The 16,508-nt window shown below is 66.0% G+C and carries 16 protein-coding genes; 9 read left to right on the forward strand and 7 right to left on the reverse strand.

Annotated features, from left to right (window positions below):
• Positions 1-160: 160 nt before the first annotated feature.
• Together EV665_RS02235 and serB are read right to left on the reverse strand one after the other, a co-directional pair.
• Positions 161-718 carry a GNAT family N-acetyltransferase gene (locus EV665_RS02235; RefSeq protein WP_133032921.1) on the reverse strand — a complete coding sequence of 186 codons (558 nt, stop codon included), beginning with the start codon at positions 716-718 and terminating at the stop codon, positions 161-163.
• Positions 718-1,608 carry a phosphoserine phosphatase SerB gene (gene serB / locus EV665_RS02240; RefSeq protein WP_133032922.1) on the reverse strand — a complete coding sequence of 297 codons (891 nt, stop codon included), beginning with the start codon at positions 1,606-1,608 and terminating at the stop codon, positions 718-720. The genes EV665_RS02235 and serB overlap by 1 nt, the downstream gene beginning before the upstream one ends.
• Here serB and miaA point away from each other — a divergent pair.
• The gene (gene miaA / locus EV665_RS02245) at positions 1,607-2,536 is read left to right on the forward strand and encodes a tRNA (adenosine(37)-N6)-dimethylallyltransferase MiaA (RefSeq protein ID WP_133032923.1); all 930 of its coding nucleotides are present in this window, start codon (positions 1,607-1,609) and stop codon (positions 2,534-2,536) included. The two genes, serB and miaA, sit on opposite strands and share 2 nt — an antisense overlap.
• Before the next feature lie 17 nt (positions 2,537-2,553).
• Here the strand turns inward: miaA and EV665_RS02250 are convergent, their stop codons facing one another.
• Positions 2,554-4,623: an ATP-binding protein gene (locus tag EV665_RS02250; protein ID WP_133032924.1), complete on the reverse strand. Its 2,070-nt coding sequence runs from the start codon at positions 4,621-4,623 to the stop codon at positions 2,554-2,556.
• Between the two features lie 343 nt (positions 4,624-4,966).
• Between EV665_RS02250 and EV665_RS02260 the strand changes: the two genes are divergently transcribed.
• Together EV665_RS02260 and ilvN are read left to right on the forward strand one after the other, a co-directional pair.
• The gene (locus EV665_RS02260) at positions 4,967-6,745 is read left to right on the forward strand and encodes an acetolactate synthase 3 large subunit (protein ID WP_064330447.1); all 1,779 of its coding nucleotides are present in this window, start codon (positions 4,967-4,969) and stop codon (positions 6,743-6,745) included.
• A gap of 71 nt (positions 6,746-6,816) precedes the next feature.
• Positions 6,817-7,389, forward strand: coding sequence for an acetolactate synthase small subunit (gene ilvN, locus EV665_RS02265; RefSeq protein ID WP_064330446.1), 573 nt, complete (start codon positions 6,817-6,819; stop codon positions 7,387-7,389).
• 255 nt (positions 7,390-7,644) lie between these two features.
• Here ilvN and EV665_RS02270 read toward each other — a convergent pair whose 3' ends face one another.
• Positions 7,645-8,490, reverse strand: a complete 846-nt coding sequence (locus EV665_RS02270) for an aldo/keto reductase (protein ID WP_133032926.1) — start codon at positions 8,488-8,490, stop codon at positions 7,645-7,647.
• 126 nt (positions 8,491-8,616) lie between these two features.
• On the opposite strand from EV665_RS02270, the gene EV665_RS02275 reads away from it, so the two are divergent.
• The 4 genes from EV665_RS02275 to EV665_RS02290 are packed head-to-tail and all read left to right on the forward strand — an operon-like array spanning position 8,617 to position 10,925.
• Positions 8,617-9,210 (forward strand): LysE family translocator, encoded by a 594-nt coding sequence (locus tag EV665_RS02275; protein WP_133032927.1) that lies wholly within the window; start codon positions 8,617-8,619, stop codon positions 9,208-9,210.
• A gap of 35 nt (positions 9,211-9,245) precedes the next feature.
• Positions 9,246-9,875, forward strand: a complete 630-nt coding sequence (gene nthA / locus EV665_RS02280) for a nitrile hydratase subunit alpha (protein WP_133032928.1) — start codon at positions 9,246-9,248, stop codon at positions 9,873-9,875.
• Complete coding sequence (nthB, locus tag EV665_RS02285) at positions 9,872-10,531, forward strand: nitrile hydratase subunit beta (RefSeq protein ID WP_133032929.1); 660 nt, start codon at positions 9,872-9,874, stop codon at positions 10,529-10,531. The genes nthA and nthB overlap by 4 nt, the downstream gene beginning before the upstream one ends.
• Positions 10,518-10,925 (forward strand): nitrile hydratase accessory protein, encoded by a 408-nt coding sequence (locus EV665_RS02290; protein WP_133032930.1) that lies wholly within the window; start codon positions 10,518-10,520, stop codon positions 10,923-10,925. The genes nthB and EV665_RS02290 overlap by 14 nt, the downstream gene beginning before the upstream one ends.
• A gap of 2 nt (positions 10,926-10,927) precedes the next feature.
• Here EV665_RS02290 and EV665_RS02295 read toward each other — a convergent pair whose 3' ends face one another.
• Positions 10,928-12,016 carry an AbrB family transcriptional regulator gene (locus EV665_RS02295; protein ID WP_380684507.1) on the reverse strand — a complete coding sequence of 363 codons (1,089 nt, stop codon included), beginning with the start codon at positions 12,014-12,016 and terminating at the stop codon, positions 10,928-10,930.
• 147 nt (positions 12,017-12,163) lie between these two features.
• Between EV665_RS02295 and EV665_RS02300 the strand changes: the two genes are divergently transcribed.
• Positions 12,164-13,291: an ATP-dependent DNA helicase gene (locus tag EV665_RS02300; protein ID WP_064330439.1), complete on the forward strand. Its 1,128-nt coding sequence runs from the start codon at positions 12,164-12,166 to the stop codon at positions 13,289-13,291.
• Positions 13,292-13,370: 79 nt separating this feature from the next.
• Here the strand turns inward: EV665_RS02300 and EV665_RS02305 are convergent, their stop codons facing one another.
• Both EV665_RS02305 and EV665_RS02310 read right to left on the reverse strand, forming a co-directional pair.
• Positions 13,371-14,051: a MerR family transcriptional regulator gene (locus EV665_RS02305; RefSeq protein WP_245337386.1), complete on the reverse strand. Its 681-nt coding sequence runs from the start codon at positions 14,049-14,051 to the stop codon at positions 13,371-13,373.
• 321 nt (positions 14,052-14,372) lie between these two features.
• Positions 14,373-15,470 (reverse strand): hypothetical protein, encoded by a 1,098-nt coding sequence (locus tag EV665_RS02310; protein WP_133032931.1) that lies wholly within the window; start codon positions 15,468-15,470, stop codon positions 14,373-14,375.
• 247 nt (positions 15,471-15,717) lie between these two features.
• Here EV665_RS02310 and EV665_RS02315 point away from each other — a divergent pair, with 247 nt between their 5' ends.
• On the forward strand, positions 15,718-16,470 hold the full coding sequence (locus EV665_RS02315; protein ID WP_133032932.1) for a pyridoxine 5'-phosphate synthase: 753 nt from the start codon (positions 15,718-15,720) through the stop codon (positions 16,468-16,470).
• Positions 16,471-16,508: the final 38 nt, after the last annotated feature.

The following is a 16,508-nucleotide window of genomic DNA, read 5'->3' on the forward strand; positions in this document are numbered from 1 at the left end:
CTGGAGTATTGCTTCAGCGGCCTTTTTATGGGACTGCATGAAAAACCCGTCATCCGCCTGCCGGCACCTTCCTCCCGTTGGGGGGAGATCGCCGGTGTCTCGTTTTCCTTCTCTCCGTCGGGAAGAAGGTCGCCGAAAGGGCCGGATGAGGGGATTTCTCTCAGCGGCGCTGCCAGCCGGCGCGATCCAGCGCGTAGAGGACATGCGGGCGAAGGGTGGGGTCGTCGAGGCCTGGCATGTCGAAATTCCGCTCCGGGAAGGCGCGCATGCCGATGCGCTGCATGACAGCGACGGAGCGCGTGTTGCCGGCGACGGCGAAGGAGACGATTTCGGCGAGGCCTTTCTCCTCGAAGCCGAAGGCGAGCAGCCGTTCGGCGGCCTCGGTGACGTAGCCCCGGCCCCAATGGCGCCGCGCCAGCCGCCAGCCGATCTCCACCGTGCCGGCCGGCAGGTGCGGTTCCAGCCGCTCCGTCGTGCGCGAGAGGCCGCAGAAGCCGAGGGCGACGCCGCTTTCCCGCTCGGCGAGCGCGTAGAAGCCGAGGCCGGTCTCGGCGATGATGCCGCGGATGCGCTCGAAGAGCTCGTCGGACTGGGCGCGCGTGCGCAGGAACGGGAAGAATTCCATCACCACGGGATCGGAATTGATCTCGTGGAAGAGGTCCCGGTCCTTTTCCTCCCAGTTCCGGAGCGTCAGGCGCCTGGTCGTGGCGATGGGCATCAGCCGGTCACGAAATCGGATCTGCGGTAGCCCTGGAGGTAGAGCAGGGCGGTGAGGTCGCCGTGGTCGATGCGGATCTTCGCCTCCGCCGCGACGGCCGGCTTGGCGTGCAGCGCGACGCCGGCGCCCGACAGGTGCAGCATGCCGAGGTCGTTCGCGCCGTCGCCGACAGCCATGGCTTCGTCCGGCGAGATGCCGAGCCGTTCGGAAATCTCGGTGAGAGCGTCGACCTTGGCCTGCTTGCCGAGGATCGGCTCGGCGACCGCGCCGGTGAGCTTGCCGTCGGCGTCGAGCAGCAGGTTGGCGCGGTTCTCGTCGAAGCCGAGCATGGCGGCGATGCGGCTCGTGAACACGGTGAAGCCGCCGGAGACGAGGGCGGTATAATACCCCTTGGCCTTCATCGTCGCGATCAGTTCGCGTCCGCCCGGCGTCAGCGTGATGCGCTTTTCGATGACCTCGTCGATGACGGAGACGGGAAGCCCCTTGAGAAGGGCGACGCGCTCGCGAAGCGCGGGCTCGAAGGCGATCTCGCCGTTCATGGCGCGGGCGGTGATCGCCGCGACCTTGTCCTTGAGGCCGACTTCGGCGGCCAGTTCGTCGATGCATTCCTGGCCGATCATCGTCGAATCCATGTCGGCGATCAGCAGTTTCTTGCGCCGCGTTTCCGCTTCCTGGATGGCAAGATCGACCGGCTCGCCGCCGATGACGGCGCGGATTGCGGCCTCAGCGGCGCCAAGGTCGCTGCCGTCGCGCAGCGCGATGTCGCAGGCGATGCCGTCGGCAAGCCAGTAAAGCCCGGATGCGTTGACCGCATCGGCGGCCTTTTCGGCAAGGCTGGGCGTCAGGACGGGATTTGACGGATTGGCGACAAGCGTGGCAACGAAAGCCATGATGAGAAACCTTGATCGAAAGCGGGACGCGATCCTGATAACGGGCCCGACGGCCAGCGGCAAGTCCGCGCTCGCCGTACGGCTGGCGGCCGAGCACGATGGCGTGGTGGTGAATGCCGACAGCATGCAGGTCTACGACACGCTGAACGTGCTCACCGCCCGCCCGCAGCCGGCGGATATGGCCGGCATCGAGCATCGGCTCTACGGCCATGTGCCGGCCGGCGCGGCCTATTCCACCGGCGACTGGCTGCGCGAGGCGGCGGCGGTCGTTGCGGAATTGCGGCAGCGGGAGAAACTGCCTGTCTTTGTCGGCGGCACGGGGCTTTATTTCCGCGCGCTGACGGGCGGGCTCTCCGACATGCCCGCCATCCCCGAAGCTGTCCGCGCCCACCTGCGCGGCCGCCTCGCGGACGAGGGGGCAGAAGCCCTCTACCGTGACCTTGAGGCGCGCGATGCGCAGACGGCGGTGCGCCTCAAGCCGGGCGACGGGCAGCGCATCGTGCGGGCGCTGGAGGTGCTGGAGGCGACGGGGCAGTCGATCTCGGCCTTCCAGGCGGCGGCAGGACCGGCCGTCATTGATGCGGACCGGGCGGAGAAACTCGTCGTCCTGCCGGACCGGGCAGTGCTTGCCGCCCGCATCGACCGGCGTTTCGCAGACATGCTGGCATCCGGCGCGGTGGAGGAGGTGCAGGCCCTGCTGGCGCTCGATCTTTCCCCCGCCATGCCCGTCATGAAGGCGATCGGCGTGCCGCAGATCACGGCGATGCTGGCCGGGACGATGAGTGCGGCGGAGGTTGTCGAGCGTGGCGCGGCGGCGACGCGGCAATATGCCAAGCGCCAGATGACCTGGTTCCGCAACCAGCTCGACGAGAGCTGGCGGCGCATCGATCCGCTGGCCGCAGAAGGCACGCCCGGCGCGGGTGCGTAGCGGTCGGTGGAAACGTCTCAGCGCCGGATCAGGCTGCTCAGCGGCTTCTTGAGAAGCTGTTCGCGGATGGAGCCCTCGCGCCGCGGCTCCTGCTGCTCGCCGAAGGCGGGCGCGGGGCGTGTTGCCGGCTGGCGATAGGGATCGGCCGCCGGGCGCTGCGGCTCGGAGGTCAATTCCCGGCGGATCGCCTCGAACCGTTCCTGGGGCGAGGGGTCGTAGGCGCCCTGGGCGCCCGGCAGCATGTCGGGCCGGTACGGCTCGTGCTGGAGCGGCTGGGCGGCGGGACGCGCGGCCTCTGCGGCCCGCAGCGTCTCGACATAGTCTTCCTCGTCCTCGTAGGGCGCATCCTCGTAGCCGGTCGGCAACGGGGTGTTCTGGCCCTGGGCGGCGAGGTAGGAACTCTGGAAGCCGGAAATGTCGGGCCCGGTGATGGCGCGCATGCGGGCGACGATGGAGCGCAGGTCGACGCTTTGCGGCGTCTCGTCGCTGATCTTGACGCCGGTGCCGTTCGCCTTCGGCAGGCGATTGGCCTCGACGCGCGAAAAGCGCATACGCATCGGCACGGCCACGGCCTCGCCGAAGGCGATCGCCTCGCCATTGCCGATGGAGGAGATGAAGCTGGTCGTCGAGGACGATGAGTTGGGGATCGCCGAGCGGATGATCTCCTGGTCGTGCTCGTTGGCAAGGCGCATGGCGAAGATCGTCGAGCACTGGGAGAGGATCGTCGGGTCGAGCTCGCCGGGGCGCTGGGTGATGATGCCGAGCGAGACGCCGTATTTGCGGCCTTCCTTGGCGATGCGGGCGATGGCCTGGCGCGTCGGCATGAAGCCGAGCTTCATGTCGGCCGGCACGTAGCGGTGCGCCTCCTCGCAGACGACGAGCATGTGCACGCCGCCATTGCTCCAAAGGCCGATCTCGAAGGCCATGCGGCAGAGCACGGAGGCGACCGAATTGACGACTTCGGAAGGAATGCCGGCGAGCTGGAAGGTCGTCACCGGCTTGCCGTCGCCGGGAATGCGGAAGATGCGGGCGATCGTATCGAGGATCGTGTCGGTGATCGTGTTCGAGGAGAACATGAAATGGTAGCGCGGGTCGTTGATCGCCGACATGATCTTGACCTTGAGCGAGCGCAGGTGCGGCTTTTCCGCCCGGCCCTCCAGGCGCCCGATGCGCTCGTCGACGAGGGCGAGCAGGTCGGCGATGCGGAAGGGCACCGGCGTATCGGCCGTCACCGAGCTTTTCTCGCTGCTGCGGCGCATCAGGCCGTTGTCGCTCGATCCGCGGAAGGCGCGCTTGGCCTCCGGGATCAGGTCGCGCAGGATGTCCATCTCCTCCGGCACCGGCGGGCGGCCGCGGAAGACGACTTCGGCGAATTCCTCCAGCCGGAACAGCCAGAAGGGCAGGTCCAGCGTGTCGGTGTCGATGATGACTGCAAGATCGCCGAAGGCGGAAGCGAATTCGTTGTGCGGGTCGAGAATGAGCACGCGCAGGCGCGGATCGGCCTGGATCGCCTTGTGCAGCAGCAGCGTGACGGCGGTGGACTTGCCGACGCCGGTCGTGCCGACGATGGCGAAGTGCTTCTCCAGCATGGAGGGCACGTGGATCGTCGCGTCGATCGTCTCGTCCTGCGTCAGCTTGCCGATGGCGCAGACATCGTTCTTGCCGGTGTCGTAGACCTTGGCGAGATCCGAAGCGCGGATGCGATGGGCGATGGCGCCGAGATGCGGATAGTCGGTGATGCCGGCGGAAAATTCCTCGCGGCCATCGGCGCTGACATGCACTTCGCCCAGCAGCTCGACCTCGATGCGGAAGACCGTGTCGTGGTTCTCCACCCAGCTTTGCTGGTCGGTGGACATGGAATAGACGAGCGCGACGATCCGGTTGCGGCCGACGGAGATGGAAATCAGTCGGCCGACGGCCCACAGTTCCGTGAGCGCCGTTTCCCCGCCTTCGGCGACGGCGCTGATGGTGGCATGCGAGCCGTTGCAGGCGACGACGCGGCCGAGCAGGCGGTTGCCCGTCGAAACGCCGTCCCGGCGCTCCTGCTCCCCAGCCACGATGGAACTTTGAAAATCACTGTTCAGCAATCACGGCACTCCTTGCCATCAAAGGCGAAGTCTAACGGCTGGCGCTTAATAAGACGTTTCGTCATGATGCATCCCTGGATTGCAATTTCGGAGATATGCGCGAATCCGTGCCGTTTCGAAACAGACGGAAAGGCGTTGACGCGCGTGGGCTTTGCCGTTAACACTTCGCCCCATGAAAAATCTGACCTCTATCATTCTTGTGGTGGGAACGCGCATGGGCAGGGTGGTGTAACCACCCGGCGAAAGCACCCATGCGCGGTAAGCAGGCTCCTCCAAGGGGCCTTTTTTTATGCCCAGAAATTCGATAATCACCCGAAATACGAAAGAGACGGACGGAAATCCGATGAGCGGAACAGAAAATCAGATGACGGGCGCCGAAATTGTCTTGCAGGCCCTGAAAGACAATGGCGTGGAACATATCTTCGGCTATCCGGGCGGTGCCGTCCTGCCGATCTATGACGAGATCTTCCAGCAGGACGACATCGAGCACATCCTGGTGCGCCACGAGCAGGGCGCCGGCCACATGGCCGAAGGCTATGCCCGCTCCACCGGCAAGGTCGGCGTCATGCTCGTCACCTCGGGTCCGGGCGCGACCAATGCCGTCACGCCGCTGCAGGACGCGTTGATGGATTCCATCCCGCTCGTCTGCCTCACCGGTCAGGTTCCGACCACGCTCATCGGATCGGACGCCTTCCAGGAATGCGACACGGTCGGCATCACGCGCCCCTGCACCAAGCACAACTGGCTGGTCAAGGACGTCAACGATCTCGCCCGCATCATCCACGAGGCCTTCCGCATCGCGCAGTCCGGCCGTCCCGGTCCCGTCGTCGTCGATATCCCGAAGGACGTCCAGTTCGCGACCGGCACCTATACGCCGCCCTCCGCAGCGCCCATCCAGAAGAGCTACCAGCCGAAGCTGCAGGGCGATGCGAACCAGATCGCGGCTGCCGTCAGCCTGATGCGCTCGGCCCGCCGGCCGATCATCTATTCCGGCGGCGGCGTCGTGAATTCCGGGCCGGAAGCCTCGCGCCTGCTGCGCGAGCTGGTCGAGATCACCGGCTTCCCGATCACCTCGACGCTGATGGGCCTTGGTGCCTATCCGGCCTCCGGCAAGAACTGGCTGGGCATGCTGGGCATGCACGGATCCTACGAGGCGAACATGGCGATGCATGACTGCGACGTCATGGTCTGCATCGGTGCGCGCTTCGACGACCGCATCACCGGCCGCCTTAACGCCTTTTCGCCGAACTCGAAGAAGATCCACATCGACATCGACCCGTCCTCGATCAACAAGAACGTCCGTGTCGACGTTCCGATCCTCGGCGATGTCGGCGCGATCCTGGAGGACATGGTCCGCCAGTGGCGTGCTGCCGCGAAGGATTACGACAAGGCGGTCCAGAACGACTGGTGGACGTCGATCGCCAAGTGGCGCGCGCGCAACTCGTTCGCCTACAAGGCGAGCGACGACGTGATCATGCCGCAATATGCGATCCAGCGGCTCTACGAACTGACCAAGGACCGCGACACCTACATCACGACGGAAGTCGGCCAGCACCAGATGTGGGCGGCGCAGTTCTACGGCTTCGAGCAGCCGAACCGCTGGATGACCTCGGGCGGCCTCGGCACGATGGGCTACGGCTTCCCGGCGGCGATCGGCGTGCAGGTCGCGCACCGCGACAGCCTCGTCATCGACATCGCGGGCGATGCCTCGATCCAGATGTGCATCCAGGAGATGAGCTGTGCGGTCCAGTATAACCTGCCGGTCAAGATCTTCATCCTGAACAACCAGTATATGGGCATGGTGCGCCAGTGGCAGCAGCTCCTGCATGGCAACCGCCTGTCGAATTCCTACACGGAGGCGATGCCTGACTTCGTCAAGCTCGCGGAAGCCTATGGCGGTGTCGGCATCGCCTGCGACAAGCCCGGCGATCTCGACGGTGCGATCCAGGAGATGATCGACGTCAAGCGCCCGGTCATCTTCGACTGCCGCGTGGCGAACCTTGCCAACTGCTTCCCGATGATCCCTTCGGGCAAGGCGCACAATGAAATGCTGCTGCCCGACGAGGCCACGGACGAAGCGGTCGCCAATGCGATCGACGCCAAGGGCCGCCAGCTCGTTTGATGGAAAGGAGAGCAATTCCAGCAAAAGCGTGAAGCGGTTTTGCGTTTGGAATTGCGTGAGGAAAGAAGATCATGAACGCACACCTTCAGCCCACGGGCTCCGCCTATTTCATCGCCAAGGAAACCCAGGTCGCGGAGAGCCACACGCTCTCCGTGCTGGTCGACAACGAGCCGGGCGTGCTTGCCCGCGTCATCGGCCTGTTCTCCGGCCGCGGGTACAACATCGAGAGCCTCACGGTTTCCGAGACCGAGCATGAGGCGCACCTTTCGCGCATCACCATCGTGACGCGCGGCACGCCCGGTGTTCTCGAACAGATCAAGTCGCAGCTCGAGCGCATCGTGCCGGTGCACCGGGTCGTCGATCTCACCGTCCGCGCCAAGACGATGGGCCAGGAACGGCCGATCGAGCGGGAGGTCGCGCTGGTCAAGGTCACGGGGGCCGGCGAATTGCGCGCGGAAACCCTGCGCCTTGCCGATGCCTTCCACGCCAAGGTCGTCGATGCGACCACCGAGCATTTCATCTTCGAGATCACCGGCAAGTCGTCCAAGGTCGACCAGTTCGTGGCGGTCATGAAGCCGCTCGGCCTCAGCGAAGTGTGCCGCACGGGCATCGCCGCGATGAATCGCGGTCCGCAGGGCATGTGAGCGGGTAGGGGGGCGGAAGCCTTCAGACGTGTTCGACCGGCGTCAGCCTCCCGGTGTATTGACGGGCGACTGGACCTAAAAACCTCTCCTCCGTCATCCTCGGGCTTGACCCGAGGATCCACATTCCGCGGCCCGCCTTGAGTTCGTGGTATGGATCCTCGGGTCAAGCCCGAGGATGACGGCAGAGGGCGGGGCGAGGCGAGGTGTAAAACGTATGGCAGGGGCCTGCCGCCCAAGCGCGGACGCCCCTTCCTTTCAGATCATCTCCAGCGGCCGCTTGCGCGTCGGCGGCGGGAAGGCGTCGTCGAGGAGGCGGAGGTCTTCCGAGGTCAGGCGGATTTCGGCGGCGTGGAAGTTTTCGCGCACGCGGTCCGGCGAGCCGGATTTCGGGATGGCGATGACGCCGGGCCTCGTCAGGAGGAAGGCGAGGGCGACCTGGGCGGCGCTCGCCTTGTGGATGCGGCCGATCTCCTCCAGCACCGGGTGGCCGACGAGGCGGCCCTCGTCGAGCGGCGAATAGGCCATGATCGGGATGCCCTGCACCTGGCTCCAGCGCAGGAGATCGAACTCGATGCCGCGGCGGGACAGGTTGTAGAGCACCTGGTTGGCGGCGGGACGGGCGGGCTCGGCGGCGTCGAGCAGTTCCAGCATGTCGTCCTTGTCGAAGTTGGAGACGCCCCAGGCGCCGATCTTGCCCTCAGCCTTCAGCATCTCGAAGGCCTCGACCGTCTCGGCAAGCGGATGGCGGCCGCGCCAGTGCAGGAGGTAGAGGTCGACATGGTCGGTGCCGAGGCGCTTCAGGCTTGCCTCGCAGGCGGCGATCGTGCCGCTGCGGCTGGCATTGTAGGGCAGCACCTTGCTGACGAGGTACACCGCATCGCGCCGCCCCCGGATCGCCTCGCCGACCACGGTCTCGGCGCCGCCGTCGGCATACATTTCCGCCGTGTCGATCAGCGTCATGCCGAGGTCGATGCCGGCGCGCAGGCTGTTCGCCTCCTCGGCCATCGAGGCATCGCCTTCGCCCATGTGCCAGGTGCCGAGGCCAAGGGCCGGTACCTGCCGACCGCCGGGGAAGGTGACTGCCGGTAGTTCCGCTTTCATGGTGCGCTCCGCTTGCAAGGGCCATGCATCAGCCATCCGAATTGCATGCATGACAAGAATTGGCTGGTCGTTGCAAGGAGATGGACTATCAATCGAAAAAAACAACCGGGTTATTCAGGACCTCCCATGCAGATCGAGATTTTTCTGGCGCTTCTGGTCTTCGCCTTCACCACCTCCATCACCCCCGGCCCGAACAACATGATGCTCTTCGCCTCCGGCGTGAACTTCGGTTTCGTGCGCACGATCCCGCATATGTGCGGCATCGGCGTCGGTTTCCTCGTGCTGCTGCTCGCCGTCGGCTTCGGGCTCGGCGCGCTGCTGGAGGCCGTCCCGCTGGTCTATACGCTGCTGAAATTCGCGGGCGGTGCCTATCTCATCTGGATCGCCTGGAAGATCGGCACGTCGCGCTCGCTGAGCGAAGGCAAGACGGGGGCGCGGCCGATGAGCTTCCTTGAGGCAGCCGCCTTCCAGTGGGTCAACCCGAAGGCCTGGGTGATGGCCGTCTCCGCCATGGCGACCTATACGAACGCGGCGAACTACACGATGAGCGTGCTGATCGTCGGCATCGCCTTCGCCATCGTCAATTTCCCCAGCGTCTCCACTTGGGCCGGCTTCGGCTCGGCGCTGCGCCAGTGGCTCTCCGATCCGGTGCGGCTGAAATGGTTCAACATGACGATGGCCCTGCTGCTCGTCGCAAGCCTCTGGCCGATGCTGCGCTAGGCGCGTAAAAGGAAAGCCGGAGCGGAGGGACCGCCATGCACATCCATGACCACGACGACGACCATCATCACGACAACCATTTCTCGCCAATGGAAGCGCGCGTGCGCGCGCTCGAAACCATCCTGACGGAGAAGGGCCTGATCGATCCGAAGGCCATCGACGTCATCGTGGAGACCTACGAGACGAAGATCGGCCCGCGCAACGGCGCGCGCGTCGTCGCCAAGGCCTGGGCGGAGCCGGATTTCGCCGCCTGGCTGAAACAGGATGCGACGGCGGCGATCGCCAGCCTCGGTTATACCGGCCGGCAGGGCGAGCATATGCGGGCGGTGTTCAACGACGGCGAGACGCACAACCTCGTCGTCTGCACGCTCTGCTCCTGTTATCCCTGGTCCGTGCTCGGCCTGCCGCCCGTCTGGTACAAGGCGCCGGCCTATCGCGCGCGCGCTGTGATGGACCCGCGCGGCGTGCTGGAGGAATTCGGCGTCACGCTGCCGGCCGACCGGAAGATCCGCGTGTGGGATTCGACGGCGGAGCTGCGCTATCTTGTCGTGCCGGAGCGGCCGGCGGGCAGCGAGGGGCTCGACCAGGAAGCGCTTGCCGATCTCGTGACGCGCGATGCCATGATCGGCACCGGGCTGGCGCTTTCCCCCGAGGCGCGGGCATGAACGGGCCGCACGATCTCGGCGGCCTGCACGGCTTCGGCCCCGTCGCGCCGGAGGCTGACGAGCCGTATTTCCATGCCGAGTGGGAAAAGCGGGCGCTCGGCGTGACGCTCTCCTGCGGCGCCTTCGGCGCCTGGACCATCGACGAAAGCCGCCATGCGCGGGAAAACATTCCGCCGGCCATCTATCTTGCCGCAAGCTATTACGAGATCTGGATCCGGGCGCTGGAAACGCTGCTTGCGCGCCACGGCTTCGTCAGCGGGGCGGAGCTCGCCGAGGGCCGGATGCTGGAGAAGGGTGCGACGCCGAAGCGCGTGCTGACGGCGGAGATGGTGCCGGCCGTCCTTGCGAGGGGCGGGCCGTGCGACCGGCCGCTCGACACGGCGCCACGGTTTGCCGCCGGCGCGCGCGTGCGCACCCGCAATGTCAATCCGGCGACGCATACCCGCCTGCCGCGCTATGCCCGCGGCAAGGTCGGCATGGTCGAGACCGTGCAGGGCTCCTTCGTCTTTCCGGACGACAGCGCGCACGGCAAGGGCGAGAACCCGCAATGGGTCTATACCGTCGTCTTCGACGGCGGCGAGATCTGGGGCGAGGGGGCCGCGCCCGGCCTCACCGTCTCGATCGACGCCTGGGAGAGCTATCTTGAGCCGGTGTGAGACGCCCGCCGATTCGCCCGGCCTGCCGAAATCCCGGGAAGGCGACCCGGTCTTTGCCGAACCCTGGCAGGCGCAGGCCTTCGCGATGACGGTGCGCCTCCACGAACGGGGCGTCTTCACCTGGGGCGAGTGGGCCGAGGCCCTGTCGCGCGAGGTTCACCGGCCCGCAAGGGCGGCCGATGGTGCCGATTATTTCGACTGCTGGGTTGCCGCGCTGTCCTCGCTGCTGGCCGAAAGGGGCGTTGCGAGCGAGGCGGAGCAGGCCGCGCTGTCCGATCGCTGGGCCCGCGCCGCCGAGGCGACGCCGCACGGAAAGCCCATCCTCCTTGAAAACGCAGCCGACCAGGACCAGTCGCCCTTCAGCCCATGCCGGTCTGGGCTGGATGTCGATTGATCCTAAGCCCGGTCGGCGACGAAGCGGGCGAGCCACGGGCCGAACAGGGTCACGAGGATGAGGCGGGCCGTCTGCAGCGTCATGACGAAAGCGATGTCGACCTTGCTGGAGGCAGCGATGACGGCGATGGAATCGAGGCCGCCGGGGCTGGTCGAGAGATAGGCCGTCAGCGGGTCGATGCCGAGGACGAGGATCAGCAGGCCGGCAAGCAGGCCGGAAAAGCTGATCAGCGCAAGGATGGAGAGCACCGTCGGCAGGAGCGCCCGGCGCGCATGCAGGAGGATGGCGCGGGTGAAGCCGAGGCCGATGTTCCAGCCGAGCAGCGTGAAGGCGATGACGAGCAGCCATTGCGGCAGTTCGATGCTGATCGTGCCGGAGGCGTTGAGCACGGCGGCGAGCGCGAAGGGCACCAGGAAGGCGCCGGCCGGGATGCGCAGCTTCTGGCCGGCGAGGCCGCAGACGATGCCGACCGCCAGCATCAGGACGAGCGGCGGCAGCGGCACCGGCTCGAACCAGGCATACGGCGGCACGGCCGCGCCGTCGTGCCCGCCGAAATGGGCGACGAGCGTGGCGAGGCTGGCGACGAAGACGACGCGCAGATACTGCATGAAGGCGACGAGCCGGGCATCGGCGCCATAGGCTTCCGCCATCATCATCATGGTCGAGGCGGCGCCGGCGGAAGAGCCCCAGATCGCCGTCGTGCCGGGCAGGATGCCGGTGCGCGTGATCAGCCAGCCGCACAGCGTGCTGACGCTGATGACGGAGACCACGACGAACAGCATCAGCGGCCAGTTGCGCTGGAAGGTCCCGAGGAAATCCTCGGAGACCGTGGTGGCGATCATCAGCGCCAGCACGACCTGGACGATGAAGAAGAAGATGCGCGGCAGGCGGATCGTTCCGCCGCCCAGCGCCACGACGATGCCGGCCAGCATCGGTCCCATCAGCAGGGCGGCGGGAAAGCCCCCGAGTTCAAGTGGCACCGTGATGACGATCGAGAGCGCGCCGACCGTGGCCCATTGCAGGACGGCGGACAGCTTGCCGATCCCCGTCGGCACGGCGGTGTTCTTTGTGGAAGGGGAGGCGCGGGACAAGGATCGCTCCGGAAAACTGGGCCCTCAATAGCGCGGCAGCGCACCGGCGAACAGGGGAAAATCGCCCGGGGGCCGATTCCGTCCGTCGAACCGTGAAAGGGGCACGTTTCTCTTGCTTCACGGCGCCGAATCCTGCCAAGTCCGGTCATGGAATTTGCACCCCAACAGGATGACGCGCTGAAGGCCGTCGCGCGGTGGCTGAAGGACGGGCGCGAGCCTTTGTTCCGCCTGTTCGGTTATGCCGGCACGGGCAAGACGACGCTGGCGCGCCATTTTGCGGAAAATGTCGACGGCGAGGTGCTGTTCGCCGCCTTCACCGGCAAGGCGGCCCAGGTGCTGCGCTCCAAGGGCGCGACCAATGCCAAGACGATCCATTCGCTGATCTATCGCCCGCGCGGCGAGGAAGAGGTGTCGGACGAGGAGACGGGCAAGACCTCGATCTCGCCGATGTTCTCCATCAACCGCCAGAGCCCGGTGGCCAAGGCCGCCCTCGTCGTCGTCGACGAGTGCTCGATGGTCGACGAGGCGCTCGGCAAGGACCTGATGAGCTTCGGCACGCCGATCCTCGTGCTCGGCGATCCCGGCCAGCTTCCGCCGGTTTCCGGTGGCGGCTACTTCACCAACCAGGAGCCGGATTACCTTTTGACGGACATCCACCGGCAGGCGCGCGACAATCCCATCATCCAGCTCGCCATGCAGGTGCGCGAAGGCAGTGACATCGCCTATGGCGACTATGGCGCCGCGCGCGTCATCGGTCGCAACGAGGTGGACCAGACGCTCGTGCTCGATGCCGACCAGGTGCTCGTCGGCACGAACCGGACGCGGCGGCGCTACAACCAGCGCCTGCGCGAGCTGAAGGGGTTCACCACCGACTATCCGCAATCCGGCGACAAGCTGGTGTGCCTGCGCAACGACCCGGCCAAGGGCCTGCTCAACGGCTCGCTCTGGCAGGTGATGAGCTCGTCGAAGGAGACGGTGAAGCCCGGCATCAACCTGATGATCCGGCCGGAGGACGACGACATGGATCGCGGCGCGGCCAAGATCAAGCTCCTGAAGGCCGCCTTCGAGAATCTCGACGAGGAAATCCCCTGGTCGACGCGCAAGCGCTATGACGAGTTCGATTTCGGCTATGCGCTGACCGTGCACAAGGCGCAGGGCTCGCAGTGGAACAATGTCGTGCTGTTCGATGAAAGTTATGCTTTCCGCGACACGCGCGAACGCTGGCTCTACACCGCCATTACGCGCGCCGCGGAAACGCTCACCGTCGTGCGATAGTTGAGACCCGCACGGCGGACCGCTCCTCAGGAAGCGGATGGAAGGGGCCGGTCGTCATGTCCGGCCCGTCTCATCGGTCTCAGTGACCGACGATGCCGAGCATGACCGCCTTGGCGACGGCCTGGAAACGGTTGTTGCTGTCGAATTTCGCGATGATGTTCTTTTCCATCACCTGCACTTCGCCGGGCTCGATCTCGAGCGCGCGGGCGATGCGGCTCGTCGGATAGCCTTCCGCCATCAGAGCGAGGCAGCGCAGTTCGGCCGGCGCCAGGTTGGCGCAGGGGGTGTTGTCGTTCGTCTCCGGCTCGTGGGCGGAGCTGAAATCGAGCAATTCGTTGATCTGCTGCATCTGCCGGCGGATCGTCGATTGCTGCGCCACCAGTTCGCGCTTGCGGGCGATCATGGCGTTGCGGAAGACGCCGTCGGCTTCCTCCTGGCTTTCGGCGGACGAAAGGCGCTCCAGCAATTCCTGGATCACCGCGACGGGCATGCCCGTCTCGCGGCAGGTGTTGACCACCGCCATCTGCTGGATTTCATCCGGGCCGTAGACCCGCATGGGGCCGACGCGGGCCGCGGTCAGAAGGCCCTTCTCCTCGTAGAAATGCAGCGTGCGATGGGTCACGCCGAAGGCATTGGCCATGTCGGCGATGGCAAGGCGTCCTTCGGGCAGGTTCTCCGGCACGGGCGCGACCGGCAGGAAACGGATGGATTTGCGCGTGCCCGAACGGCTGTCGGCCTTCTTCGACTCATTGGTCATCATGAAAGCAGCCCGCAAACAAGTAGATTGGTCATGTGCTTAACCCCCGGTCGCCGGCCCGTGGCCAGCCTCATTGCGAAGGCTGGATGACAAGCCGGCGGACAATGCCCCTGTTTCGCCGGCTGTGCATGCCGGTAAAACTGTATACGATCGTGCAGGGATTCCAGATCCATTTCGCGCTTTAATTGTGCGGGATCGTGAATCCGAGCGGCACACATTACCAATCCGCCCTGCATTCTAAAATAAACCCAAGGGGGGGATGTGCCTATCGTTATATCTAGGGATGTATTTTCTGGCGTTGCCTGCGGGCTGGAGAAAGGGCGTTCAACGCGTCAGCGTGATGTCGGGGCCTTCTTCCGGCGAGACGTCGGCAAGCGCCGCGGGCAGATGGCTGCAGGCTGCCGGCTCGCCGGCAAGGGGTGTTCCGCGCGGCGGATCCTGCTCCCCTTGTGCGAGACATTCCATGAGGTTGCTGGCCACACCCGTGCGCATGGCATGGCGATACAGCGGGCCGGTGGCGGTGAGGGCACGGGCGGTGAAGGTGACCGCCTCATAGGCGATGCCGCCTTCGCCGCGCAGCTGCTCGCGTGAAAAATGGCGGGTGAAGACCGTGGTGCCGGATGGTTGGTGGACCAGCCGGGCATAGATGCCTTGTCCGTTCGGCTGGCTCTCGATGCGGATGGCATAGGAAAGCGCGTGCGGTTCCGCTGCATCGCGCGAATCGACGAGATGCACGGTCCTGTGGTAGCCGGCGGATCCGGCGATGGCGCGGGCCAGCGCATTGCATTCGCCGCCCGATGGCCAGCATTGCATGATGTGGAGGCTCGGCAGCGCCTGGACGCGCCCCGCGAGCTTGTTCTGCACCGACAGCACGAGCTGGGCCTTGGCGATCGCCGTGCTGGAGGCATCCGGATAGATCGAAGGGGCCAGGAAGAAGAGCGGCAGCAGCGAGAAGAGAGCGAGCGGCGAGGAGACCGGCGCGGGAAGCCAGGAGCGGCGCACTGCCGGCTTCTGCCGGAGCGGCCGCACGGTGGAAGGCGGTGTGTGCGGGGCTTTGCCCGCGGTCTCCGGCTCGTCCTCGGCGGCGCTGTATTCCGGCACGTAGCTGCCGAGCGGCACGCGGATGCGCAGGCGGTCTGTCGCGCCCTCCGTCTCGTAATACTGCTCCAGCAATTTCCGGAGCTTGCCGGCCTGGACGCGCACGAGCGGATCGTTGCCGGCATCGAAGCCCGGCGGGCGGCCGAAGACGTCGATGCCGATGGTGTAGCCCTTCAACTGGGCGGCTTTGCCGGAAAGCTCGTTTTCGACGATATAGGAGAGGAACGAGCGCAACCGCTCGGACCGGGCGAACGCTTCGCTTGCGATGATGGCATCGAGCGCGCGCCGCACACGTTCGCACGCCGGCCTGTCGGTCCTGCTCATGGTGCCACCACAGAGGAGACCATCGCTGCTGCCCGATTCCTTTCCCGTTCCCCACGACGGGACGCCGGCGCGGCATCCCCCAAAATCACGGGGGATTCTACCGGTGATTCTTGCGCAACGGCAAGAGGGCATGCACAGGCTCCCGCCACAAAGCCGCAGGGCGGCGGCAAGGCGGGCCTTCGAGGCGATTGCCCTTGTGGAAACAACAGGCTAGAGCTTGTGGCCTGCAAGAGGAGTGTGCGTCGCCATGCCTGCGAAACTGTCGGTCAATCTCAATGCCATTGCCATGCTGCGCAACCGGCGGGATCTGCCCTGGCCGAGCGTCACCGGCCTTGGCCGGATCGCCCTTCAGGCGGGTGCGAGCGGCCTCACCGTGCACCCAAGGCCCGACCAGCGCCATATACGCTTCTCCGATCTCGCGCCGATCCGCAGCCTCATCGACACCGAGTTCTCGGGCACGGAATTCAACATGGAAGGTTTTCCGGAAGAGGGGTTCATGCGGCTCGTCGAGGAGCATCGTCCCGAGCAGGTGACGCTCGTGCCCGACGATCCCTCCCAGGCGACCTCCGACCATGGCTGGGACTTCCGTGCGAACCACAATCTCCTCGGCAACATCGTCGGCCGGCTGAAGGCGCTCGGCCTGCGCGTCTCGGTCTTTGCCGATGGCGAGCCGGACCGCGAGGCGCTGACCATCGCGAAGGAGGTTGGCGCGGACCGGATCGAGCTTTACACCGGCCCCTATGGCGGCTGCTACGACGATCCGGCCGAGGCGGCGCGGCTCGTCGAGCGGCTTGGAGAGACCGCGGATATCGCCTTCGGGCTCGGCCTTGACGTCAATGCCGGCCATGACCTGACGGTCGCCAACCTGCCGGCGCTCGTCGCGCGCATCCCGCGCCTTGCCGAAGTGTCGATCGGCCATGGCCTGACCGCCGATGCGCTGGAATACGGCATGGCGGAAACCGTGCGGCGCTTCTGCCGCGCCTGCGGCCAGGACGTCTGACAAGTCCGTGCGGCGCCCGGTCGAGCGCCGCACCTTGA

This window comes from Shinella granuli (assembly GCF_004341885.1).
In the GTDB taxonomy this organism is placed as follows: Bacteria; Pseudomonadota; Alphaproteobacteria; order Rhizobiales; family Rhizobiaceae; genus Shinella; species Shinella granuli.